22 protein-coding genes and 1 pseudogene are annotated in these 23394 nt (G+C 73.0%); 11 read left to right on the top strand and 12 right to left on the bottom strand.

Annotated elements, in window-relative coordinates:
• Window positions 1-31: 31 nt before the first annotated feature.
• Complete coding sequence (locus tag ACFZDE_RS08785; protein ID WP_391198602.1) at window positions 32-682, top strand: bifunctional 4-hydroxy-2-oxoglutarate aldolase/2-dehydro-3-deoxy-phosphogluconate aldolase; 651 nt, start codon at window positions 32-34, stop codon at window positions 680-682.
• Here the strand turns inward: ACFZDE_RS08785 and ACFZDE_RS08780 are convergent.
• From ACFZDE_RS08780 to ACFZDE_RS08765, 4 genes and pseudogenes are all read right to left on the bottom strand, one after another.
• Window positions 657-2060, bottom strand: a complete 1404-nt coding sequence (locus tag ACFZDE_RS08780; protein ID WP_391198936.1) for a histidine phosphatase family protein — start codon at window positions 2058-2060, stop codon at window positions 657-659. The genes ACFZDE_RS08785 and ACFZDE_RS08780 overlap by 26 nt on opposite strands.
• A 57-nt stretch (window positions 2061-2117) precedes the next feature.
• Window positions 2118-2381: pseudogene (locus ACFZDE_RS08775) on the bottom strand (reverse transcriptase-like protein); the annotation flags it as partial.
• Window positions 2382-2656: 275 nt separating this feature from the next.
• Window positions 2657-3400: a C4-type zinc ribbon domain-containing protein gene (locus ACFZDE_RS08770; RefSeq protein ID WP_391198933.1), complete on the bottom strand. Its 744-nt coding sequence runs from the start codon at window positions 3398-3400 to the stop codon at window positions 2657-2659.
• Entirely contained in the window at window positions 3397-4260 is an 864-nt protein-coding gene (locus ACFZDE_RS08765; RefSeq protein WP_391198599.1) for a Nif3-like dinuclear metal center hexameric protein, read from the bottom strand. Before ACFZDE_RS08765 ends, ACFZDE_RS08770 begins: the two co-directional genes overlap by 4 nt.
• Before the next feature lie 200 nt (window positions 4261-4460).
• On the opposite strand from ACFZDE_RS08765, the gene ACFZDE_RS08760 reads away from it, so the two are divergent.
• Together ACFZDE_RS08760 and ACFZDE_RS08755 are read left to right on the top strand one after the other, a co-directional pair.
• A complete protein-coding gene (locus tag ACFZDE_RS08760) occupies window positions 4461-5786 on the top strand; it encodes a hypothetical protein (protein WP_391198596.1) in 1326 nt (441 codons plus the stop codon).
• 97 nt (window positions 5787-5883) lie between these two features.
• Window positions 5884-6051 carry a hypothetical protein gene (locus ACFZDE_RS08755; protein WP_390997484.1) on the top strand — a complete coding sequence of 56 codons (168 nt, stop codon included), beginning with the start codon at window positions 5884-5886 and terminating at the stop codon, window positions 6049-6051.
• A gap of 96 nt (window positions 6052-6147) precedes the next feature.
• Here ACFZDE_RS08755 and ACFZDE_RS08750 read toward each other — a convergent pair whose 3' ends face one another.
• The 3 genes from ACFZDE_RS08750 to ACFZDE_RS08740 are packed head-to-tail and all read right to left on the bottom strand — an operon-like array spanning window position 6148 to window position 9064.
• The gene (locus ACFZDE_RS08750; protein ID WP_391198594.1) at window positions 6148-7086 is read right to left on the bottom strand and encodes a 3-oxoacyl-ACP reductase; all 939 of its coding nucleotides are present in this window, start codon (window positions 7084-7086) and stop codon (window positions 6148-6150) included.
• Window positions 7087-7097: 11 nt separating this feature from the next.
• Window positions 7098-8174, bottom strand: coding sequence for an alcohol dehydrogenase catalytic domain-containing protein (locus tag ACFZDE_RS08745; RefSeq protein ID WP_391198592.1), 1077 nt, complete (start codon window positions 8172-8174; stop codon window positions 7098-7100).
• 32 nt (window positions 8175-8206) lie between these two features.
• Window positions 8207-9064, bottom strand: coding sequence for a MaoC/PaaZ C-terminal domain-containing protein (locus tag ACFZDE_RS08740; protein WP_391198589.1), 858 nt, complete (start codon window positions 9062-9064; stop codon window positions 8207-8209).
• A 304-nt stretch (window positions 9065-9368) separates the two neighbouring features.
• Here ACFZDE_RS08740 and ACFZDE_RS08735 point away from each other — a divergent pair, with 304 nt between their 5' ends.
• A complete protein-coding gene (locus tag ACFZDE_RS08735; RefSeq protein WP_391198585.1) occupies window positions 9369-10586 on the top strand; it encodes a polysaccharide pyruvyl transferase family protein in 1218 nt (405 codons plus the stop codon).
• A 108-nt stretch (window positions 10587-10694) separates the two neighbouring features.
• Here ACFZDE_RS08735 and ACFZDE_RS08730 read toward each other — a convergent pair whose 3' ends face one another.
• Both ACFZDE_RS08730 and ACFZDE_RS08725 read right to left on the bottom strand, forming a co-directional pair.
• On the bottom strand, window positions 10695-11435 hold the full coding sequence (locus tag ACFZDE_RS08730; RefSeq protein ID WP_391198583.1) for a methyltransferase domain-containing protein: 741 nt from the start codon (window positions 11433-11435) through the stop codon (window positions 10695-10697).
• Between the two features lie 316 nt (window positions 11436-11751).
• Window positions 11752-13188, bottom strand: coding sequence for a DHA2 family efflux MFS transporter permease subunit (locus ACFZDE_RS08725; protein ID WP_391198580.1), 1437 nt, complete (start codon window positions 13186-13188; stop codon window positions 11752-11754).
• A gap of 195 nt (window positions 13189-13383) precedes the next feature.
• Between ACFZDE_RS08725 and ACFZDE_RS08720 the strand changes: the two genes are divergently transcribed.
• The 7 genes from ACFZDE_RS08720 to ACFZDE_RS08690 all read left to right on the top strand — a co-directional run bounded on the left by ACFZDE_RS08720 (window position 13384) and on the right by ACFZDE_RS08690 (window position 19820).
• Complete coding sequence (locus ACFZDE_RS08720; RefSeq protein WP_390997467.1) at window positions 13384-15123, top strand: MFS transporter; 1740 nt, start codon at window positions 13384-13386, stop codon at window positions 15121-15123.
• A gap of 138 nt (window positions 15124-15261) precedes the next feature.
• Window positions 15262-15912, top strand: coding sequence for a class I SAM-dependent methyltransferase (locus ACFZDE_RS08715; RefSeq protein ID WP_391198579.1), 651 nt, complete (start codon window positions 15262-15264; stop codon window positions 15910-15912).
• A gap of 120 nt (window positions 15913-16032) precedes the next feature.
• Window positions 16033-16320, top strand: a complete 288-nt coding sequence (locus ACFZDE_RS08710) for a hypothetical protein (RefSeq protein ID WP_390997461.1) — start codon at window positions 16033-16035, stop codon at window positions 16318-16320.
• A 96-nt stretch (window positions 16321-16416) separates the two neighbouring features.
• A complete protein-coding gene (locus tag ACFZDE_RS08705) occupies window positions 16417-17373 on the top strand; it encodes an N-acetylmuramoyl-L-alanine amidase (protein ID WP_391198576.1) in 957 nt (318 codons plus the stop codon).
• A 158-nt stretch (window positions 17374-17531) separates the two neighbouring features.
• Window positions 17532-18371, top strand: coding sequence for a hypothetical protein (locus ACFZDE_RS08700; RefSeq protein WP_391198573.1), 840 nt, complete (start codon window positions 17532-17534; stop codon window positions 18369-18371).
• A gap of 98 nt (window positions 18372-18469) precedes the next feature.
• Window positions 18470-19480 carry an LLM class F420-dependent oxidoreductase gene (locus ACFZDE_RS08695; protein WP_390997453.1) on the top strand — a complete coding sequence of 337 codons (1011 nt, stop codon included), beginning with the start codon at window positions 18470-18472 and terminating at the stop codon, window positions 19478-19480.
• A 46-nt stretch (window positions 19481-19526) separates the two neighbouring features.
• Window positions 19527-19820 carry a hypothetical protein gene (locus ACFZDE_RS08690; RefSeq protein WP_391198570.1) on the top strand — a complete coding sequence of 98 codons (294 nt, stop codon included), beginning with the start codon at window positions 19527-19529 and terminating at the stop codon, window positions 19818-19820.
• A 97-nt stretch (window positions 19821-19917) separates the two neighbouring features.
• On the opposite strand, the gene ACFZDE_RS08685 is transcribed toward ACFZDE_RS08690, so the two are convergent.
• From ACFZDE_RS08685 to ACFZDE_RS08675, 3 genes are read right to left on the bottom strand one after another with little or no spacing between them, the layout of a single operon-like run.
• Window positions 19918-20988: a prenyltransferase gene (locus ACFZDE_RS08685; protein WP_391198567.1), complete on the bottom strand. Its 1071-nt coding sequence runs from the start codon at window positions 20986-20988 to the stop codon at window positions 19918-19920.
• Window positions 20985-21719, bottom strand: a complete 735-nt coding sequence (locus tag ACFZDE_RS08680) for a methyltransferase domain-containing protein (protein WP_391198566.1) — start codon at window positions 21717-21719, stop codon at window positions 20985-20987. Before ACFZDE_RS08680 ends, ACFZDE_RS08685 begins: the two co-directional genes overlap by 4 nt.
• Window positions 21713-23206 carry a glycosyltransferase gene (locus ACFZDE_RS08675; RefSeq protein ID WP_391198564.1) on the bottom strand — a complete coding sequence of 498 codons (1494 nt, stop codon included), beginning with the start codon at window positions 23204-23206 and terminating at the stop codon, window positions 21713-21715. Before ACFZDE_RS08675 ends, ACFZDE_RS08680 begins: the two co-directional genes overlap by 7 nt.
• Window positions 23207-23394 lie beyond the last annotated feature (188 nt).

Below are 23394 nucleotides of genomic sequence, written 5' to 3'. Positions count from 1 at the left end.
GCACTCCGCACGCCGACGGCAGGATGACGCCATGGTCTCCCCTGCCCCGCCCGCCTCCGTGCTGGACCTCGCGCCCGTCGTCCCGGTCGTCGTCATCGAGGATGCCGCCGACGCCGTACCGCTGGCGCGGGCGCTGGTCGCGGGCGGGCTGCCCGCGATCGAGGTGACGTTGCGGACGCCCGCGGCCCTGGAGGCGATCCGGGAGATCGCCCGGGAGGTGCCCGGGGCGGTGGTCGGGGCGGGGACGGTGATCCGTCCCGGGCAGGTCGCGGAGGCGGTGGCCGCGGGTTCCCGTTTCCTGGTCAGTCCGGGCTGGACGGACGTGCTGCTGGAGGCGATGCGGGGCTCCGGTGTGCCGTTCCTGCCGGGGGTGTCGACGGCGTCCGAGGTCGTGGCGCTGCTGGAGCGCGGGGTGCGGGAGATGAAGTTCTTCCCCGCGCAGGCGGCGGGCGGCACGGCGTATCTGAAGTCGCTGTCGGGGCCGTTGCCGCAGGCCCGTTTCTGCCCGACGGGCGGGATCGGCCCGGACTCCGCGCCGGACTATCTGGCCCTGCCCAACGTCGGTTGCGTGGGCGGGAGCTGGATGCTGCCGCCGGACGCGGTCGCCGCTCGCGACTGGGGGCGGGTCGAGGAGCTGGCCCGGGCGGCGGCGGGGCTCAGCGCAGGTGGGACGTGTCGTTGAGGAGGCGGACGCTGGCGTTGCCGTCGGCGTAGTACGCGACGACCGACAGGGACGCGGCCGACAGTTCCATGCGGAACAGAGACTCCGGCGGGGCGCCCAGGGCGAGCCGGACCAGCGTCTTGATCGGGGTCACGTGGGTGACGAGCAGGACCGTGCGACCGGCGTGGGCCGCGACCAGTTCGTCGCGGGTGGCGGCGAGCCGGGCGGCCGTCGCCGCGAAGCTCTCGCCGCCGCCGGTGGGTTCGGCGTCGGGTGAGGACAGCCAGGCGTTCAGGTCGTCGGGGTGGCGCTCGCGCACCTCGGCGAAGGTGAGTCCCTCCCAGGCGCCGAAGTCGGTCTCGCGCAGCCCGTCGTCGATGCCGACGTCCAGTCCGAGCCGGGCGGCGACGATCCCGGCGGTCTCGCGCGTACGGGCCAGCGGCGACGACACGACGGCCTGGATCGTCCCCCGCCGGGCCAGCATCACGGCGGCCCGCTCGGCCTGCTCCCGCCCCACGTCGGACAGCGAGGGGTCGGTGCCACCACTCCCCGAGAACCGCTTCTGCGGCGTCAACGGCGTCTCACCGTGCCGCAGCAACACGAAGGTGACGGGTGCGCCCATGTCGGCGGGGGCCCACCCGGGAGCGGAGACGGTTCTGGCGGCCCGGGCGTCGGAGTCGGCTTTGACGGTGAGGGCGTCGCCGTCGGCCTCCGCGGCTTGCGTGACATGGGCGTCGGCACCGCCCTTCGCAGCTTGAGCGGCACGAGTGTCCCCGCCGCCCTTCGCGGCTTGAGCGGCACGAGTGCCCCCGCTGCCCTTCGCGGCTTGAGCGGCACGAGTGCCCCCGCCGCCCTTCGCGGCTTGAGCGGCACGGGTGTCGGCTCCGACCTCGGCGGCCTGGGCATCGGTGTCAGCCCCGGCCTCGGCGGCCCGGGCATCGGTGTCAGCCCCGGCCTCGGCGGCCTGGGCGTCTGTGTTGGCCTTCGCGGCACGGGTGTCGTCATCGGCGTCGGTCTGCGTGACCTCCCGGCCCGAGCCGGCCGCCGCGGCACGCGTGTCGTCGTCGGCGTCGACCTGCGGGGCACGCGCACCCTCGACGGCCCGCGCGGCACGCGCATCGGCGGCGTCCGTCGCGGAGCCGGAGCCCGCCGCGGCCGGGACGCCCCGGCCGGATTCCGTCGAGGCCCGCGCTACATCCGGGCCCGAGCCAACCGCCGCCGCGGCCTGCGCGCGGCCTTCCGCCAGGGCTCCGCGCACCCGAGCCGCACCCGCCGCCGCGTCACCGGGCGGCTCCGGCGGGACAACACCCCCACCGCCCCCGACGCCCCCGGCCGACGCGTCCACCTCCGCCGTGGACTCCGCTTCCGACCACCGCTCGCCCCGGGCCCCCGCGTCCATCGCCTCGTTGGCCAGGCGGTCCGCGTGTTTGTTCTGGGCCCTCGGGATCCACTCGTAGGTGACGCGGCCGGGTGGGAAGATCCGGGTCGCCTCGGTGGCCAGGGGCTTCATGTCGGGGTGCTTGATCTTCCAGCGGCCCGACATCTGCTCGACGACGAGCTTGGAGTCCATCCGGACGTGGACCGTGGCGTCCGGGTCCAGTTCACGCGCGGCGCGCAGCCCGGCGAGCAGGCCGCGGTACTCGGCGACGTTGTTCGTGGCGACGCCGATGTACTCGGCGGTCTCCCGCAGCGTCTCCCCCGTCGCCGCGTCGCTGACCACGGCCCCGTAGCCGGCGGGCCCGGGGTTGCCCCGCGAGCCGCCGTCGGCCTCGACGATGAACTCCCGCACCGGATGGGCTCCTTGAAGGGCTAGGGCCTGTCGTTTGGATCAGCCCGCGGACGCGGGGCCTGGCACGCGCATCTGCCGCGTTGTCGTCACTCGCCGATGCTCCGCATCGACTCCCTCCTCCGCCTTGCAGCTACCCGCACCAGGCCCCGCTCACCGGCGTTGACCAGCACCGCCGACTCCCTGCGACCTGATCCAAACAACAGGCCCTAGAGGCCGGACTCGGACGTACGCACCAGGATGCGCCGGCAGTTCTCGCAGCGGATCACCGTGTCGGGCGCGGCCTTGCGGATCTCGGCCAGCTCGGTGATGGCCAGCTCCTGCCGGCAGCCCTGGCAGCTGCGCGCGTACAGCTTCGCCGCGCCGACGCCGCCCTGCTGCCCGCGCAGCTTGTCGTAGAGCTTCAGCAGGTCGGCCGGGATGGAGGCGGCGACGACCTCGCGCTCCTTGGTGACCGTGGCGACCTCACCGTCGATCTGCTCGAACGCGGCGTCGCGGCGCGCGGTCGCGTCGTCGATCTTCGACTGGACGGAGGTGACGCGCTCGGTCAGCTCGGCGACCCGCTCCTGCGCGGACTCGCGGCGCTCCATGACCTCCAGCACCACGTCCTCCAGATCGCCCTGCCGCTTGGCGAGGGAGGCGATCTCGCGCTGGAGGTTCTCCAGGTCCTTGGGGGAGGTGACGGCGCCGGAGTCGAGGCGCTGCTGGTCGCGGGTGGCGCGCTGGCGCACCTGGTCCACGTCCTGCTCGGCCTTGGTCTGCTCGCGGGCGGTGTCGCTCTCCTCGGTCTGCGCGGCCACGAGCAGGTCGCGCAGCTGGGTGTGGTCCTTGGTCAGCGACTCGATCTCGGCGTGCTCGGGCAGCGACTTGCGCTTGTGCGCGAGCTGCTGGAGGCGGACATCGAGATCCTGGACGTCGAGGAGTCGGATCTGGTCGGCGGGCGCGGCGTTCAGTTCGGGGCTCCAAGGGGTTCAGAAGGGGGCGAGGCCGCGTGCGCGGTCCAGGGGTCGGTGACCGTCTTCGAGACGTGGACGCGCAGGTCCCATCCGTGCCGGTCGGAGATCTCGTCGAGCTGGCTCGCGGCCAGCTCGCACCAGGGCCACTCGGTGGCCCAGTGCGCCGCGTCGAGCAGCGCGAGGGGGCGGGGGGCGACAGCCGCCGTGAACTCCGACGCCGGGTGGTGGCGCAGGTCGGCCGTGAGGAACGCGTCGACCCCGGCCGCGCGGACCTGGTCGAAGAGGCTGTCGCCGGAGCCGCCGCTGACGGCGACCGTGCGCACGAGCGCCTCGGGGTCGCCGGCGACGCGGATGCCCTGCGCGGTGGCGGGCAGCCGCTCGGCGGCGCGGGCGGCGAACTCGCGCACGGTCACCGGGTGGTCCAGCGCGCAGAGGCGGCCGAGGCCCCGGCGGCCCGCGGGGTCGGTGGGGTCGGGCACCAGCGGCCCGGTGACCCGCAGGTCCAGCGCGCCCGCGAGGGCGTCGGAGACACCCGGGTCGGCGGTGTCGGCGTTGGTGTGGGCGACGTGCAGGGCGATGTCGTTCTTGATGAGGGTGTGCACGACACGGCCCTTGAAGTGCGTCGCCGCGACCGTGGTCGTGCCGCGCAGGTAAAGCGGGTGGTGGGTGACGAGCAGGTCGGCGCCCAGTTTCACCGCCTCGTCGACGATCTCCTGGACCGGGTCGACGGCGAACAGGACCCGTGTGACCTGCTGGTCCGGGTCGCCCGCGACCGTGCCGACCGCGTCCCAGGACTCGGCCCGCTCGGCGGGCCACAGGGTCTCCAGCGCGGCGATGACTTCAGACAGACGGGGCACGGGAGCAAGGCTACCCGCCTGATCTGTGGCGTTGCACCGCCACCGCCCGCTCCCGGCACCCATGGCCCCGCTCAGCACAATCGCCCCCTTTTCCTCAGGCGAATCGTTCCTGGAACACCCTTATGTGTGAAGCCTGCGCCCAGGGAATTCCCCGTCCGCGCGTGCGATACCTAGCGTTCGTCACTGGAGGTGACCGAACGATGACGGCCTGTGTGATCGAACCGTCGACGGGACACGTCGAACCTTCGGCGGGACACGAGGACGAGGACGTGTCCGCGCCGACAGGCTGCACGCTCACCGCGGACGGTGCCTACGGTGCCCGCCTCGCGTCGGCCGGCGACTCCTGGTTCCCGGAGCGCTGGACCCTGGACGGCCCCGAGCCCTACGCGGTGCCGTTGCCCCGCAACCAGCCGGAGGAGCCCGGCACCGAGGTGCAGCCGATGGCCGACGGGCGGGTCCTCATCCACCGGGTGGTGGCCGGGCGGCACGCCTTCTCGCTGCTCTACCCGACCGGACCGGGCACCGGCGAACTGCCGCTGGGCGCGGTCGAGTGCCCGGACAGGGCCGCCCGGCTGCGGCTGCTGCCACCCGCCCCGGGCGGGGAGCGGGCCTACGCCCTGGCCGTCGGGCCGCGTACGACGTCGGTCTGGCTGGTGGCGGGCGGCGCCTTCGGCCCCGAGCGACTGGCGGAACTGCCCGGCCGCTGCTCGGGCGGGGTCTGGCTGGACCGGTCGGCGCGGCTGCTGGCCCTGGACCGGGAGGCCGGCGGTCGTACCAAGGCCGTCGTGGTGGACCTGGAGGGCGGTGGCGAGGTGTCGCCGCTGCTGCAGATCACCGCCGAGAGCGACGACCGGCTGCTGCTCGCCGACCACGACAGCGGGCTGCTGATCGTCCGCTCGGACGCGCCCTCGCCGGGGCGGGGCCGGCTGGGCTGGGGCGTCCTGGGCAGCTCGCTGCCGGTGCGCTTCCCGGAGTGCCTGCGGGTGCCGGACTGCTCGGTCACGCCGTTCGCGATCCAGCCGGGGCAGGTGCTGACGCCGGAGAGCTGTGCGGTGGCGCTGCGGGTGGACGGACCGGCGGGCAGCTGGGTCGGCGTCTGGCGGCCCGCCGAGCGGCGGGTGCACCATCTGCGGGCGCCGGAGGGGTGGTTGGCGGGTGCGGGGCTGTGGACGCCGGAGGGTGTGCTGCGGCTGCCGTACGCGACGGAGGCCGTGCCGTGCGGAGTGGCACAGGTGGCCCCACCACCGGCCGCCGAACCGGAGCCGACGACGGGGACGGCAACGGCGACGGCGACGGCAGCGACTTCGACGCTTACCGCTTCGGCTTCGGCTACGGCGACAGCGCCGCTCCCCCAGCCCGACCCCCAGACCGAGCCCGCGCCCCAGCCCGCGCCCGCACTCCCGGCCGCTGAACACCCCGTACACCCCGCGGAACCAACCGTTCAGCCCGCCGGGCCTCCGGCCCCTACCGCTCCCCGCCCCGTGCCCCTCCAGGAAGCGCCGTTGGGACGCCTTGTAACGAACTAGTGCCGGTCGGCGTGGCTGTCTGGATCCGGGGTCAGGGGTGCCGGTTAGACTCACCCGGCTGAAAAAAAGATCATGTTGACGGGGTGAATTCCATCCGATGAGCGACGCCAGCACGCACCAGCCGCGTACCGCCGACGTCCCGCAGTCCTCCACCGGCCATGGCCGGCACCGTGGTGAGGTCTCCACGCAGGACGGCGAGACGGCTCCGCGCGGACGTCACCGCAAGCCGGTGGCGGAGACCGAGCAGGCCGTGACCGCGGCCTGACGGCACGCCGGTCACCAGACGGCGAACGGCCCTTCCCGCCACAAGCGGGGAGGGCCGTTCCGTGCTTCCGGCGGCCCTCACCGTCCACGACATCGCTCACCCGCGTTTCAGGCCCAGCACCTCCGCCGCCGCGAACGTCTGTCCGCCCGGCCGCTCCGCGTAGTACGGGCCGAGGACGGCCTCCAGTTCGTCGTACGTGAAGGCGTCCTGCTTGCTGTCGAACTTGGCGGCGACCCGCGGGCGTTCGACGACGGCGACCATCCCGCCGTGCACCACGAGGAGCTGCCCGTTGACGTGGGCGGCCGCGGGGGAGGCCAGATAGCCGACGAGCGGGGCGACGTGCTCGGGGGCGAGCGGGTCGAGGCCGCTGCCGGGGGGCTGGACGCCCGCGAAGACGTCCTCGGTCATCCGGGTCCGGGCGCGGGGGCAGATGGCGTTGGCCGTGACGCCGTAGCGGGCCAGGGCGAGGGCGGTGGAGGTGGTGAGGCCGACGATCCCGCCCTTGGCGGCGGCGTAGTTGGGCTGCCCGGCGGAACCGGCGAGGAAGGCCTCCGAGGAGGTGTTCACGATCCGCCCGAACACCGGCTCCCCGGCCCGCTTGGACCGCTCCCGCCAGTGCGCGGCGGCGAACCGGGTGGTGTTGAAGTGGCCCTTCAGGTGCACGCGCAGGACGGAGTCCCACTCCTCCTCGGCCATGGAGAACACCATGCGGTCGCGCAGGATGCCCGCGTTGTTGACGAGGATGTCGAGCCTGCCGAACGCGTCGACGGCCGACTCCACGAGCGTGCGCGCCTGGTCGAAGCCGGAGACGTCGCCGGTGTGCGCGAGCGCGGTGCCGCCCGCGGCCCGGATCTCGGCGGCGACCTCCTCGGCGGGGCCCGCGGACGCCTCGCCGGAGCCGTCGCGGCCGGGCTGTCCGTAGTCGTTGACGACGACGGCGGCGCCGAGCCGGGCGAGTTCCAGCGCCTCGGCCCGGCCGAGCCCGCGGCCCGCGCCCGTGACGATCGCGGACAGCCCCTGGAGCGGCAGCGGCATGGCGGGTGTCCTCACAGCTCGATGCACGTGCGCAGGGCGGTCCCGGTGCGCATCTGGTCCAGGGCCTCGTTGATCTCGGTGAGCGGCACCCGGTGGGTGATCAGGCCCGCGAGGTCGATCCGGCCGGCCCGCCACAGGGCTATGGTCCGCTCGTAGGAGGTCAGCACGTCACCGCCGCCGTACATCGACGGCAGGACGCGCTTCTCGTCGAAGAACAGCTCGAACATGTTGAGCTGGAGGAAGTCGTCCATGGCGCCCGCACCGACGACGACGAGGGTGCCGCCGCGGCGGGTGCTGTCGTAGGCGGTGCGGGCGGTGGCGGACCTGCCGACGACCTCGAAGACGTAGTCGAAGCCCTCGCCGCCGGTCACCTGCTGCTTGGCGTCGGGCAGTTCCTCCGGGGAGACGGCGCGCGACGCGCCGAACCTCAGTGCCGCCTCGCGGCGCGAGGCCACCGGGTCGACGGCGACGATCTCCGCGGCGCCCTTCAGCCGGGCCCCCTGTATCGCGGAGATGCCGACGCCTCCGCAGCCGATGACGGCCACCGACGAACCGGCCCGCACATCGGCGGTGTTGAGCGCGGCACCGAGGCCGGTCGTCACCCCGCAGCCGATGAGGGCGGCGATGTCGAAGGGCACGTCGTCGGGTATCGGCACCGCGCAGCCGGCGTCGACGACGACCTCCTCGGTGAAGGTGCCGGTGCCGGCGAAGCCGAAGACGTCCCCGCCGGGGCGCTTGAAGTTGGGGGTGCCCGCGTTCATGAACCCGGCCAGGCACAGCTGGGTCTGGCCGCGTTTGCAGGCGGGGCAGGCGCCGCAGGCGGGCAGCCAGCACACCACGACCCGGTCCCCGGTCTTCACGTGGCGTACGCCCTCGCCGACTTCGAGGATCTCGCCCGCGCCCTCGTGCCCGGGCACGAACGGCGCGGGCTGCGGCAGCACCCCGCTCATCGCGGACAGGTCCGAGTGGCACAGCCCCGTGGCGCGCACCCGGATCCGCACCTTTCCGGGTCCGAACCCCACCGCCTCGACGTCGTCGAGGACCTCCAGCTTGTCCTGGCCGATCTCGTGCAGTACGGCTGCGCGCATGGTGCGGGCTCCCCTCGTACGGCGTTCGGGACTCAGGTGTGTTCGACGATGGTGTCGGCGAGGACGGGCGCGTCCGAGCGTTCGGCGGCGCTGACGGCGACCCGGGTGGACTCCGGCTCGTGCCACATGCGGATCCGCAGGGTCTCCCCCGGGTACACGACCCCGGCGAACCGGGTGGCGTAGGACCGCACGCGGGTGACGTCACCGCCGAGGAGCGTGTCGACGACCGCCTTGAGCGTGATGCCGTAGGTGCACAGGCCGTGCAGGATGGGCCGCTCGAATCCGGCGAGCTTGGCGAACTCCGGGTCGGCGTGCAGCGGGTTCCAGTCGCCGGAGAGGCGGTACAGCAGGGCCTGGTCGTCGCGGACCGGTCGCTCGACGGTGCGGTCGGGTTCGCCGGTGGGCGGTTCGAGGCGGGTGGAGGGGCCGCGGTCGCCGCCCCAGCCGCCCTCGCCGCGGATGAAGATCTGGGCGTCGTTGGTCCACAGCGGGCCGTCGGCGTCGGCGACGTCGGTGCGCAGTACGAGGACGGCGGCCGAGCCCTTGTCGTAGACGGCCGCGAGCCGGTTGGTCGCGGTGGCGGTGCCGGCCGCCGGGAGGGGCCGGTGGATGACGAGGCTCTGGCCGCCGTGCAGGACGCGGGCCAGTTCGACCTCGATGCCGGGCATGGACAGGCCGCTGGTCACGCCGGGCTTTCCGCCGCCCGCGACGGTGGCGAAGCTCGGCAGGACGTGCAGCCGGGACTCCAGGGTGTAGCGCAGTTCGTCGGGGTCGGTGGCGGGGCTGCCCGCGCCGATGCCGAGGTGGTAGAGCTGCACGTCCCTGTGGTCCCAGGAGATCTCGCCGGTCCGGGGTCCGGCGGCGAGCGCCGTGGCTGCGTCGATGGGCATGGGGCTCCTGATCGCCGGAGGAAGGACCTCGGTACGGCCGTCCGCACCGTCGGCCGCACCGAGGCCGTCTGCTGCCGGACCGGGACGCGAACTGAAACGCGTTCCAGTCCTGCGCCCTCTGTATAGCCGAGGCCCCGGCACTTGTGAAGGCTCCTGACACTGTGTCAGATCGGTTGTTCCCGATCGGCCCGGCGACCTCTTCCAGGGCCGCACGGCGAACCCTTGGACGCGGACGTGTACGTTGGCCGGTGATCCGCGCGACCTACACGTAGAGGACCGGCAACGGCCGGGGGAACGGGAGCACATGGGACGCGTCGCCGTCATCACCGCGCCGAACATCGGGTACCGCAACACGGGCATGCTGACCGTGGACCTGGCGTTCGAGTCCCTGCGGCGGCGGACGGACACCGCGTTCGACGCCACCTGGTACACCCTGCACACGCCGGACACCGTGCCGCTGCGCGAGGGTGCGCGCGGCATCGAGTTCCCGTTCCGCTTCCACCCGCTGGCCGAGCATCTCGACACGCTCCGGGACCATGACGCGGTCGTCTTCTGGGGCGACTTCCTGCACACCCGCCACTACCTCGCGCAGGACGCGACGAACCGCCTGCTCGACTTCGGCTTCGCCACGGACCGGGACGACGCCCGGGCGCAGCTGAACCGCGCCCTGCTGTTCGCGGACCAGCCGGACGAGCTGCTCGCGCGGACCGTCAGCTACGGCGGCACGATCCTGCACAACACCCAGTCCGACTACGAGGACAAGGAGTACGGCCCGCTGTTCTCCCGCCTGGTGACCCGCAGTCACCGGATGTGGGTGCGCGATCCGCTCTCGGCGGCGAAGATCGCGAATCTGCGCGGGGACCGTACGACCGACCACTTCGGTTCGGACGCGGCGCTGCTCTCCCGCCCCGGCGACCTCGACCACCTCCCGGTCACCGACTGGTCCCGGTCGGTCCCCGACGGCGGTGCGATCGGCGTCTTCCTGGGGGCCCGCACGCCGATCCCCGACTGGCTGCCCGGCTTCTGCCAGAGCCTGTCCGACCGTCTGGGCGTACCGCTGGAGTGGCTGCCGTGGTTCGACCGTGAGGTGCCCGAGGCGGTGCGGCACATCGCGGCCCGCCCGGGCAGCCCCACCGTCGGCGACCTGGTCGGGGTCCTGCCCCGCTACCGGCTGGTCGTCACGGACACCTACCACCTGGCGGTCAACTCCTGGGGCGCGGGCACCCCGGCGGTGTGCGTGGGTGCGCCCGAGCCGACGCCCAAGACGCACGACGACTACCTGACGCTGAGCGATGTGAAGAAGCACGTCTTCCACATGGCGTACGACGCGACGGACTTCTACCTGACCACCCAGGAGGGCCACGGGCAGGACCTCGACCGGCTGGTACGGCTCCTGGAGGGCGGCGGCGCCGAGACGGTCGCGGCGCGCATCCGCGACCACGCGGACCACTCGGCGGCGTCCTTCGTCCGGACCCTGACCTCGTTGCTGGACGACCCGGCCCGCCCCACCCCGGTCCCATGACCGCCCGCACCGTCCGCGTGCCGCTCGCGGAGGACCAGGGGATGATGCGCGGCGCGCCGGCGCTGCTGCTGGGGATGGAGGACGACATCCGCGAGAGCGATGTCCTCGTCACGCCCGCCGGAACAGCGCCGTCCAGAGGAAGGACTTCCCGAAGCGCTCGGAGTCTTCCGGCTCGTCGCGCATCCGTCGCAGCTCCAGTTCGGTCAGGCCGGAGAAGATCCCGCGCAACGCCTCGGGCGGGTAGGCGAGTCCGCCCCGCAGTCCGGCCCCCTCGCGGTAGAAGTCGGTGTCGGACAGCTCCGACCCCACGCCTCCGTCCCCGGCGGCGAAGCACGTGAGGCCGAAGTGGCCGCCAGATGCCAGGAGTTGCTCCAGGAGGGCGAGGTAGCTGACCCGGCGGTGCGGCGGCAGGTGGTGGAAGCAGCCGGAGTCGTAGACGAGGTCGTACGGGCCGGTGAGGGCGCTGCCGGCGAGCGCGAAGGCGTCCCCGCGAAGGAACCGCACGTTCTCGGTCCCCGTCGCGCGGGCCCGTTCCCGGGCCCAGTCGACGGCTGTCGCGGAGAGGTCGACCGCGTCGACGTCGAAGCCCCGCTCCGCCAGGTACAGCGCGTTGCGCCCGGGCCCGCAGCCCAGGTCGAGGGCCCGTCCGCCGCCGAGCAGCCCCCGCTCCACGGCGGACACGAGGTTTTCGTCCGGCCGTGCCACGAAGAACGGCACCGGCCGGGAGCGGTCGGTGTAGAAGTCGTCCCACCAGTCGGCACCGCGCCCGGTCCAGCGATCGGCCTCGGGTGCGAACAGGCCGTCGAGCAGGGTGAGTACGTCGTCGACGGTGCGTATGTCCCGGTCCATCCGGTCCCCCTTCCGCGTCCGTCGACGGTAGGCCGAGAGGGGCTGAAAGACCAGGTCAGGGCAGCTTTCCGGGGTTCGGCGAAGAGCCGCGGGCGGGCCGCCGCGGGACGGGTAGGCGCCCTGGTACGGGTGGACCCGTCCCCGGCCCGAAAGGACGGCGGAGCACCCCTGCCGGCCCGTCAGAACCCATTCCCGGGCCACGCGTACCGCACTTTCTCAGACGGCCCGCCGCTCCCGCCCACCCACCACGCCGCACCACCGTCAGACGGCCCGCCGTACCGACGCACGCTCAGGCGGCCCGCCCTGCCGAAGCCTCTCAGGCGGCCCGCCGCTCCCCCGCCGTCCTCGGCAGCCACACCCACATCAGCACCGCTCCGGCCACCAGCACCCCCGCACCCACCCGGAACGCGAGGGCGTAGCCCTCCGTCAGGGCCCGCGGTGTCGTGCTGCCCGCCGAGGCGGAGGCCGCGAGGGTGGACAGGACGGCGAGGCCGAGGGAACCGCCCATCGTGCGGGACGTGTTGACGAGGCCGGAGACCAGGCCCGCCTCCTCGGGGGCCGCCCCGGAGGTGGCCACGGAGGCCAGGGGGGTCGCCGCCAGGCCCGCGCCGAGCATCATGAGGACGCCGGGGACGAGGATCGCCATGGCGTAGGAGCCGTCGGCGGTCATCGTGGACTGCCAGGCGAAGCCGGTCACGGCGACCAGGGTGCCCAGCACGGCGACGCCCCGCGCGCCGACCGGTCGCATCAGGCGGGGTGCGAGCTTGGAGCCGAGGATGACGGCGAGGGAGCTCGGCACCAGGGCGAGGCCGGCGTCGAGCGGGGTGTAGCCGAGGACGTTCTGCGCGTAGAGGGTCATGAAGAACCACATGCAGAACATCGCCGACCCGCTCAGCAGCATCGAGACGTTGGCCGAGGAGACCGAGCGCACGCGCAGCAGGCCGAGCGGCATCAGCGGGCTGGCCGTGCGGGCCTCGACCGCGAGGAACGCCCCGAGCAGCACCAGCCCGGCGAGCAGCGGGAGCAGCGTGGCCCGTGCCGTCCAGCCCGCCGCCTCGGTCTGGGAGATGCCGTAGGCGAGCGTGCCGAGGCCGGAGGTCACGAGCAGCGCGCCCGGCAGGTCGAGGCGGCGGCCGTCCCCGGCCCGGCCCTCGGTGAGGTACCAGGCGGCGGCGCACAGCACCACGGCGCCGACGGGCACGTTGATGAGCAGCACCCAGCGCCAGGAGAGCGTCTCCACCAGCAGTCCGCCGACCAGGCCGCCCGCCGCACCGCCGCCGGCCCCGACGGCAGTCCAGGTCCCTATGGCCCGGGCTCTCGCGGCGCCCTCCGGCACCGACGCCGTGAGGATCGTCAGCGTCGAGGGCGCCAGCACCGCCGCGCCCAGTCCCTGCACGGCCCGCGCCACGAGCAGCTGCCAGTCGTCCTGTGCCAGCCCGCCGGCCGCCGAGGCCAGGGTGAACAGGCCGAGCCCGACGAGGAACATCCGCTTGCGGCCGTAGAGGTCCCCGGCGCGTCCGCCGAGCAGCATGAACCCGGCGAAGGCGATGGTGTAGGCGTTGACGACCCACTGGAGGCCCTGTTCGCCGAGTTCCAGCCCGGTCCGCATCGAGGGCAGCGCCACGTTGACGACGGAGACGTCCAGGACGACGAGGAACTGACCGGCGCAGGTGAGCGCCACGACGAGCCAGGTGGGAGGCGCGGTGCGGCGGGGTGTGCGGGTGGTTTCGGCGGCTTCGAGCATGGGTGTCATGCTCTCAACCACCCCGAGCTCCTGGCATCGGGATTTCGGCCTAGGGCTTCGGGGCCCTGCGCCGTGAGTCCGGGGCCCTTCACCAAGAGAAGGTCAAGTTTTCGTTAGGGTGCCAAAGCAACGGAATAGTTGCCTGGACGTACGAGGTTCAGGTCCCACGTAACCCGACGCACCCCGGCCCGGAGGCCTTCCTCAATGACGCAGACGACGACAGACCGCCCCGCCGGAAGAGCGAGCGGGGCCGTGGTCCCGGTGCTCGCCTTCGCGGGCATCGTTGTCGCGGTGATGCAGACCCTGCTCGTTCCGGTGATCAAGGATCTGCCGCAACTGCTGGACACCGCCCCCAGCAACGCCACCTGGGTCCTCACCTCGACCCTCCTCTCGGGCGCGGTGGCCACCCCGATCATGGGCCGCCTGGGCGACCTCTACGGCAAGCGCCGCATGCTGATCCTGAGCCTGGCCGTGATGGTCGTCGGCGCCCTGGTCAGCGCGCTCACCAGCGATCTGCTGCTGATGATCGCCGGTCGTACGCTCCAGGGTTTCGCGATGGGCGCCATCCCGCTCGGCATCGGCCTGATGCGCGACATGCTGCCCCGCGAGAAGCTCGGCTCGGCGATGGCCCTGATGAGCTCCTCCATAGGCGTCGGCGGCGGCCTGGCCCTGCCCGCCGCCGCCCTGGTCGCCCAGCACAGCGACTGGCACGCCCTCTACTACGGCGCCGCCGGCCTCGGACTGCTCGCGATCGCCCTCACCCTGCTCGTCGTGCCGGAGTCCCCGATGCGCGCCGAGGGCACCTTCGACCTGCCGGGCGCGATCGGCCTCTCCGCCGGGCTCGTGCTGTTCCTGCTGCCCATCACCAAGGGCAGCGACTGGGGCTGGGCCTCCGGCACCACCCTCGGCCTGTTCGCCGCCTCGGCGGTCGTGCTCGTGCTGTGGGGCGTGATGGAGCTGCGCGTGAAGGCCCCGCTGGTCGACCTGCGCACCACGGCCCGCCCGGCCGTCCTCTTCACCAACCTCGCCTCGATCATGGTCGGCGTCTCCTTCTACGTCGTCTCCCTGGTCCTGCCCCAGCTGCTCCAGCTGCCGACGTCCACCGGCTACGGCCTCGGCCAGTCGATGGTCGTCGCGGGTCTGCTCGTCGCACCGCTCGGCCTGACGATGATGTTCACGGCGCCCGTCTACGCCCGGCTGTCCGCGAAGTACGGCCCCAAGGTCACCCTGATCCTCGGCCTGCTGATCATCGCCATCGGCTACGGCGCCGGACTCGGCCTGATGAGCGCCGCCTGGCAGAGCCTGGTCATCTCGGTGCTGCTGGGCGCGGGCATCGGCCTGGCCTACTCCTCGCTGCCCGCGCTGATCGTGGGCGCGGTCCCGGCGTCGGAGACGGGCGCGGCCAACGGCCTCAACACCCTGATGCGCTCCATCGGCACCTCGGTCTCCAGCGCCGTGATCGGCATGGTGCTGGCGAACACCGCCGACAACGTCGGCGGCGTCGAGATCCCGACCATGCACGGCTTCCGGGTCTCCTTCCTGATCGCGACGGGCGCGGTGGCCGTGGGCCTGCTCCTGGCGCTGTTCCTGCCGGGACGGCGCCCCTCGGACAAGCCGCAACTGCGCGCGAGCAGCGAGGAGGACGCGGCGCTGGAGCGCGCCGAGCGGGTGCTGCGCGGCTTCCGCGGCCGGGTGCTGGGCGCCGACGGCTCCCCGGTCGCCCGCGCCAAGGTCACCCTGATCGACCGACGCGGTCGCCAGGCCGGTGCGACGCTCTCCGCCGAGGACGGCAGCTACGCGCTCACCGTCCCCGCCCGGGGCTCCTACGTCGTGGCCGCCCGGGCCCAGGGCCACGGACCGCTCGCCTCGTCCGCGACCCACACGGGCGACGAGCGCCCGGTCGACCTGGACCTGTCACTGCCGGGCGAGACGGTCCCCGCCTGATCGCCCGACCGCCCGACCGCCTGATCGCCCGACCGCCTGATCGCCCGACCCGGCTACTCACTGGTACCCCCTGTCGTCCGCGCGGCAGGGGGTGCGGCACGATGGCGCCCTGACCGTCGTACGACCGAGAGGAACCCCATGGCCGCGGCGCCGAAGCCCGAGATCCTGGCCGCGTTCGAGGCGGCGAAGGGGTTCATGCCCACCGGCGAGGGCCTGGCGCTGTACGCGGCGGCCGTGGAGGCCGGGCGGCTCGGGCTGCCGCTGCTGGAGGTCGGCACGTACTGCGGCCGCTCGACGATCCTGCTCGCCGACGCGGCCCGCGAGGCCGGGGTCGACGCGCTCACCGTCGACCACCACCGCGGCAGCGAGGAGCAGCAGCCGGGCTGGGAGTACCACGACCCGGAGACGGTCGACCCCGAGATCGGCCTGATGGACACACTGCCCACGTTCCGCCGCACCCTGCACCGGGCGGGCCTGGAGGAGCACGTGGTGGCGCTGGTCGGCCGCTCCCCGCGGATCGCCGCGTTCTGGCGGACGCCGCTGGGGTTCGTCTTCATCGACGGCGGCCACACCGACGAGCACGCCACGGCCGACTACGAGGGCTGGGCGCCGCACGTCGCCGAGGGCGGGCTGCTGCTCATCCACGACGTCTTCCCCGACCCGCAGGACGAGTTCACCGGCCAGGCCCCCTACCGGATCTACCTCCGGGCGCTCGCCTCCGGCGCGTTCACCGAGGTCTCGGCGACGGACTCGCTGCGGGTCCTGCGGCGCACCGGCCCGGGCATCTGACGCACCGGCACGCGCCGGGCGGCTGGCCGGGTGAAAGGCGCCCCGGCGCCCCTTCCCGGTCGGCCCACGGGCGGCGTGGCGAGTCGGCGGGCGCGAGCCACTGCCCAAGGATCCGGGCGCGTGGCCCACACCTTCGAAGAGCTCGTCGAGAAGCAGCGCGCGGCGGACGAGGCGTACGCCCGCGTGCGTCACCTCCAGGACACGTACGGACCGCCCACCCGCACCAAGTGGAGCGACCAGCAGACCACCACCTGGGAGACGGCCTGGCGCGCCTGGCGCGACCTCGCCCGGGACGTCCAGGCGGCGGTCACCGGCTACGCCAAGCAGGAGGGCACACCGCGCCAGGAGGTGGAGGCGCGCGTGAAGGAGGCGGTACGGCACGGGGACGGCGACGGGAACGCGTCTTAGCCCCCCGTGCCCCCGGGCCGTCCTCGGGGCGTAGTCGCCACCCGTAGGGCCGTCCTCGGGCCGCCGGGCTCGCGTGCGGCCGCTAGGGTGGCTGGCGTGTCGTACGTAGGCCCGGACTTCGAACCTCCCCAGCCCCGCCGCCGTCGCGGCCCCCTGACCGTCGCGCTCGCCGCGCTGGTGCCGGGGGCGCTGCTCGGCTGGCTCGTGTACGAGACGGTGGGCGGCTCCGGAGACGACGGGGGCTCGGGCCGGGCGGACGTGCGGTCCTCCTCGCCCGCCGTGTCGAGCGCGCCCTCCGACGACGCCAAGGAGCCGAGCGCCTCACCGAAACCGGAGCCGAAGCCGACGGCCACGCCCTCGGCCTCCGCGCCCGCCGCCTCCGGCCCGCTCAAGGGCAAGGTCGTCGTCATCGACCCGGGGCACAACCCGGGCAACTTCCAGCACGCCTCCGACATCAACCGCCAGGTGGACATCGGGACGAACCGGAAGGAGTGCGACACCACGGGCACCTCCACCAACGACGGTTACACCGAGGCGAAGTTCACCCTGGACGTCGCGCACCGGATGCGCGCTCTCCTCCAGGAGCAGGGCGCCACCGTGAAGCTGACGCAGGACGGCGACCGGCCGTTCGGGCCGTGCGTGGACGAGCGGGCCCGGATCGGCAACCAGGCGAAGGCCGATGCCGTGGTGTCGATCCACGCGGACGGCTCGGGCGCCGGCAACCGCGGCTTCCATGTGATCCTGCCCGGCGCGGTCCACGCGGGCGCCGCGGACACCCGGGCGATCGTCGGCCCCTCCCGCGACCTCGGCGAGCGCGTCGCGGGCCGCTTCGTGGCCGTGACCGGCAGCGCGCCCTCCAACTACATCGGCGACGGCGGACTCATCACGCGTAAGGACCTCGGCGGTCTCAATCTGTCAACGGTTCCCAAGGTGTTCATCGAGTGCGGCAACATGCGCGATAGCAAGGACGCGGCGTTGCTCACCAGCGGCGCGTGGCGACAGAAGGCGGCGCAAGGGATCTCTGAGGGAATCGTGAGTTTCCTGCGCGGGTAGGTGTGGACCGGCAGATCCCGGCGGACACCCTGACCTGGCGGACGATAGGGTCCTCCTTACGATGAGGGGCCACCCCCGCGCTTCACACCGAGTCCGGACGGCGGCATGGTGACAGCAACGCCTCTACCGACGATGAGACGACTTACGAAGGACCTGAAGTGAATATCCGCTCCCTCACTCGGGGCGACGGCGTGGTGATCGGAGCAGCGGTGTTGCTGTTGATCGCGTCGTTCCTCGACCTCTACTCGTTCGACAATGTCCCCGACAGCGTCGACCTCCCCATGCTGTGGGGCAGCGGCCCGGTCGTGTTCAGCGTCGTGCTGGCGGGGATCATCGGCGCCGCGCTCGTCGTCGTCTCCCGGGGCCTGCCGCAGGCCCCGAAGATCGCGGGGATCGAGCTGGGCCAGTTCGGTGCCGCCTTCACGGTGTTCGCCGCGTGGAGTGCGCTGGGCAACATCTTCGACGTGCCCGGCGGCTTCGACAACATCGGTGAGAACAGCAGCGAGGGCGCACCGAGCCCCGGCATCGGCATGATCCTCGCTCTTATCGCGACGCTGCTGATGGCCGCCGCCGCCATCGCCACCCCGCTCGTCCCGGCCCTCAAGGCCGCCCTCCTCCCGACACCCCGCCCGGCCGCCCCGCAGCCCTACGGCGCCCAGCCCCCCGGTGGTTACGGCTACCCGGGCGCGCAGCAGCCCGGCGGTTACGGCCAGCCGCAGCCGGGGCAGCCCGGGCAGCCGTACGGCGGTCAGCCGCAGCCCCAGCAGGCGCAGGCCCAGGCTCCGCAGCCGCCGGCCGGGGACTTCTCCCCGTTCTGGTTCGCGGTGCCGGTGCCGCGGCCGCTGTTCGCGGAGGACGGCTCGCCGACGCCGATCGCCGAACTCGCCCCGGGTACCTGGTACCTGGCGGTCGAGCAGCGTGGCGCGACCCTGGTCGCCCAGACGCAGGACGGCCGCCGCGGTGTCCTCCAGGACACGTCGGGCATCCAGCGCGGCTGAGCCCCACGGCCACCCACGGCCCCTCGCCCTTCCGGGTGGGGGGCCGTTGCCGTACAGTCGGCCCATCCCGTCAACTGACACACCGTCAGGAGTCAGGCATGCGGCTCGGTCTCGCGCTCGGCTACTGGGGCCGCGGCCCCTCCCCCGACCAGGTGCGCCTCGCGCGGGAGGCGGAGCGGCTCGGGTACGACTCGGTCTGGACGGCGGAGTCCTGGGGTTCGGACGCGTTCACCCCGCTCACCTGGATCGCGGCGCACACCTCCCGCATCCGGCTCGGCACCGCGGTCGCGCAGATGGCGGCCCGCTCACCGGCCACGACCGCGATGCACGCGCTCACCCTGGACCACCTCTCCGGCGGCCGGATGATGCTGGGCCTCGGCCTCTCCGGCCCACAGGTCGTCGAGGGCTGGTACGGCCGCCCGTTCCCCGCCTCGCCGCTCACCGCCACCCGCGAGTACGTCGACGTCGTACGGCAGGTGCTGCGCCGCGAAGCCCCCGTCGAACTGGCCGGCCGCTTCCACTCCCACCCCTACCGCGGCCCGGACGCCACGGGCCTCGGCAAACCCCTCAAGCCGATCACCCACCCGCTGCGCGCCGATCTGCCCGTGCTGCTGGGGGCGGAGGGGCCGAAGAACGTCGCCCAGACGACCCGGATCGCCGACGGCTGGCTGCCGCTGTACTGGTCGCCGACCCGGCCGGAGGTCTACGGCCCGGCCCTGGCGGAGCTGCCCGAGGGGTTCATGGTGGCGCCGATGACACAGGTCCGGGTCTGCGAGGACGTCGCCGAGGGCCTGCTGCCCGTCAAGGCGATGCTCGGCTTCTACATCGGCGGCATGGGCCACGCGGCCCGCAACTTCCACGCCGACCTGATGGCCCGCATGGGCTACGAGGAGGAGGCTCGCCGCATCCAGGAGTTGTTCCTGTCCGGCCGCCGGGAGGAGGCCGTGCTCGCCGTCCCCGACGCCTTCGCCGACGAGATCTCCCTGGTCGGGCCGCGTGAACGCATCGCCGAGCGGCTGGAGTCGTGGCGCAAGGGCCCGGTGACGGACCTCCTGGCCCTCAGCCCCGACCCGCACACCCTGCGGATACTCGCCGAGTTGAACTCCTGAGCGAATCCCCTGGTTTCATCCGGAGTTCAAGGGCAATCCGGAGAACATGTCCCCTCGATATCGCAACGGCGCGAGTCAGGCCGGCACGATCGTCGCGGTCGTGGCCGACATCATGGCCCTGATCCTGGGTCTCTGGATCCTGATGTACCTGCTGGATGCCAACCCCGGCAATTCGTTCGTCCAGTTCATCCACGACGCGGCCCGCTGGCTCGCCGGCTGGTCGCACGACCTGTTCACCTTCGACGAGGCATGGGCCCGAGTGGTCTGCGGCTACGGCCTGGCGGCGGTGGTCTACCTGTTCATAGGCCACGCGATAGCCAACCGCGCCCACCGGCACTGACAACGCCCTCAGGGGCCTCGCCTTCAGGGGCGCGGGGAACTGCGCGATCAACCACGCACGACCCGCGCCCGCACACCAGGCGAAACCCCCCGAGCTCCTAGGCGCAGCACTCCGACTCAAGCCCCACAGGCAACTCCGCCCCACCGAACACCTGGCACGTGGCCTCGTGTCCCCCGAGCGCGGCGACGGCCAGCAGCAACGACCCCGCGGTCCACGTCGTCAGCTCCCGAGGCCATATCGCCTGGTCGTCGAAGACGTACCCCGTCCAGTACAGCCCACTGTCCTCGTCCCGCAGATGCTGGATCGACTGCAGGATCTCCAGCGCCCGGTCGGACTCCCCCATCGCCCACAGCGCGAGGGCGAGTTCGGCCGATTCCCCACCCGTCACCCACGGGTTGGGCACGACACAGCGCACCCCCAGCCCGGGGACGACGAACCGGTCCCAGTCCTCCTCGATCCGGGCCTTGGCCTCCGCACCGGTCAGCGCACCGCCGAGCACCGGGTAGTACCAGTCCATCGAGTACCGGTTCTTGTCGAGGAACCGCTCCGGATGCCGCCGTATCGCATGCCGCAGCGCCCCGGTCGCCAACTCCCAGTCCGGTTGCGCCTCGTCCCGCTGCTCGGCGATGGCCAGGGCGCAGCGCAGGGCGTGGTGGATGGAGGAACTGCCGGTCAGCAGGGCGTCCGTCGTCTCCGTGCCGTCGTCGTCGCGGCGCCAGCCGATCTGCCCGCCGGGCTGCTGGAGGCGCAGCACGAACTCCACCGCCGCGTACACCGTCGGCCACATGCGGTCCAGGAACGCGTCGTCTCCGGTGGAGAGATGGTGGTGCCAGACGCCGACGGCCATGTAGGCGACGAAGTTGGTCTCGCGGCCCCGGTCGGTGACCGTGTCGGCCTCGCCGTCGGTGTACGCGGCGTACCAGGAGCCGTCCTCGTTCTGGTGCCGGGCCAGCCACAGGTAGGCCCGCTCGGCGGCCTCGTGCTCACCTGCCGTGTCCAGGGCCATGGCCGCCTCGACGTGGTCCCACGGGTCGAGGTGGTGTCCCCGGAACCACGGGATCGCGCCGTCCTCGCGCTGCACGGCGAGGATGCCGGCGACGGTCGCGGCGGCCTGCCCGGCGGTGAGGACCCCGGGCAGGACGAGGTGTTCCGTCCGGGGAGTGGTCACTTGGCGTCCACCCGGGGCAGGTGCGGCTTGGTCGCGTACGCCACGAAGCTCTTGCCGATCAGCGGGTTGAGCGCCTGCTCGGCGACCCGGGTGGCCAGCGGCTTCTTCATGATGTCCCAGACGAGCAGCTTGTGGTACGCCCGCACCGGCAGCGCCTTGTCGTTGTCGACGCCGAACGCGCACTTCAGCCACCAGTACGGCGAGTGCAGCGCGTGCGCGTGGTGGGTGCCGTACGGCCGCAGCCCCGCCTCGCGGATCTTCGCCAGCAGTTCGTCCGCCTTGTAGATGCGGATGTGGCCGCCCTCGACCTCGTGGTAGGCGTCGGACAGGCTCCAGCAGACCTTCTCGGGACCGTAGCGCGGGACGGTGACGGCGATGCGCCCGCCGGGCTTGAGCACCCGCACCATCTCGGCGAGGACGCCCTTGTCGTCGGGGATGTGCTCCATCACCTCGGAGATGATCACCACGTCGAAGGACTCGTCGGGGAAGGGCAGCGCGAGGGCGTCGCCCTCCATCGCCGTGGCGGTGGCGCCCTCGGGGGCCTCACCGGCTTCCTTCATCGCCGCGAACCACTTGGCGACCTCGCGGATTTCCTCGGCGTTCTGGTCCAGCGCCACGACCTGTGCGCCACGCCGGTAGCACTCGAAGGCGTGCCGTCCGGCGCCGCAGCCGAGGTCCAGGACACGATCACCCGGGGCGAGCTGGAACCGGGAGAAGTCGACGGTCAGCACGTGGCCCTGCTTTCGGAGTTGACGCCTTCTACATCTGCCGGCGCTGCGGAGACAGCACCCGCTGTGCCTGCGGGGGCAGCGCCTGCGGGGGCTACGGGGGCAGCGCCTGCCGTGCCCGTGAGGACGGTGGGTACGGCACCCGCCGAGGCGGCCGGACGGCCGGTACCGCGCGGCACGGCGTGCGCCCCGGCCCGGTCGATCTCCTCGCGGTAGCGGGCCACCGTGCCCTCCGCGGCCCTGGCCCAGGTGAAGTGGCGCAGCACCCGCTCGCGCCCGGCCGCGCCGAGGCGGGCGCGCAGGTCCGGGTCGGCCAGCAGGCGGCCCAGGCCGGCGGCCAGCGCGCCCGCGTCGCCGGGCGGTACCGCCAGGCACGTCTCGCCGTCGCGGCCGGCGACCTCGGGTATGGCGCCGCCGGTCGTGGCGAGCAGGGGCGTGCCCGTCGCCATGGCCTCGGCGGCCGGGAGCGAGAAGCCCTCGTAGAGCGACGGCACGCACGCGACCTGCGCCGAGCGCACGAGGTCGACGAGCTCCGCGTCGGAGATGCCCTTGACGAACTCGACGGCACCGGCGAGGCCGTAGCGCTCCATCGCCTGGGCGACGGGCCCTTCGGCGGGCCGTTTGCCGACGACGACGAGATGGGCGCCGGGGTGCTCGGTCCGGACCTTGGCGAGCGCCTCGACGAGGTGCACCAGGCCCTTCAGCGGCACGTCCGCGCTGGAGGTCGTCACGATCCGGCCCGGCACGACGGGCACGGACGGATCCGGCGAGAACAGGTCGGTGTCGGCGCCGATGTGGACCACGTGGATGCGGTCCCGCCGGACGCCGAGGTGGTCGACGATCTCCTGCTGCGAGGTGCCGGACACGGTGAGCACGGACGGCAGGCGGCGCGCGACGCGCTTCTGCATGCGGGTGAAGGCGTACCAGCGGCGCACCGAGGCGCGTCGCTTCCAGCCGTCCGCGGCGTCCAGCTCCAGCTGCCGGTCGACGGTGATGGGGTGGTGGATGGTCGTCACCAGGGGCGCGCCGACATCGCCCAGCAGGCCGTAGCCGAGGGTCTGGTTGTCGTGCACGACGTCGAACTCGCCGCGGCGGGCACGCAGATGACGGCGGGCGCGCAGCGAGAACGTCAGCGGTTCCGGGAAGCCGCCCGTCCACATCGTCGCGACCTCCAGCACGTCGATCCAGTCGCGGTACTCGGCGCGCCCGGGCGTGCGGAAGGGGTCCGGCTGGCGGTACAGGTCGAGGCTGGGCAGCTCGGTGAGGCTCAGCCCGTCGTAGCCCTCGTCGAGGACGGGATACGGCTGGGAACCGATGACCTCGACCCGGTGGCCGAGGCGGGCCAGTTCGCGCGAGAGGTGCCGGACGTAGACGCCCTGTCCGCCGCAGAACGGGTTCCCTTTGTAGGTGAGGAGCGCGATGTGGAGCGGTCGCAAGCCGTCGGCGGCGGGGCCCTCCGTAGCCCCGGCCTGACTGGCCTCAGCGGTCACTCTGGGCCCCCTTCTCCCTGCACGGTCCCGCGAGATTACGCCGGGACGCTAACCTAGAACAAGTTTCAGACTTGATCGTCCGGAGGCTCTGAATCTACCGGCAGGTAAGGGTGCTGTGAGCAGTGGATCAGGTGATTCACGCCACGACCGGCACCGTGCCATGCTGTGTGATCACCCGTCCTCACGGA

Origin of the sequence: Streptomyces sp. NPDC007929, assembly GCF_042959065.1 — a bacterium.
Classification (GTDB): Bacteria; Actinomycetota; Actinomycetes; order Streptomycetales; family Streptomycetaceae; genus Streptomyces.
This window is presented reverse-complemented; position numbering and strand designations above follow the sequence as displayed.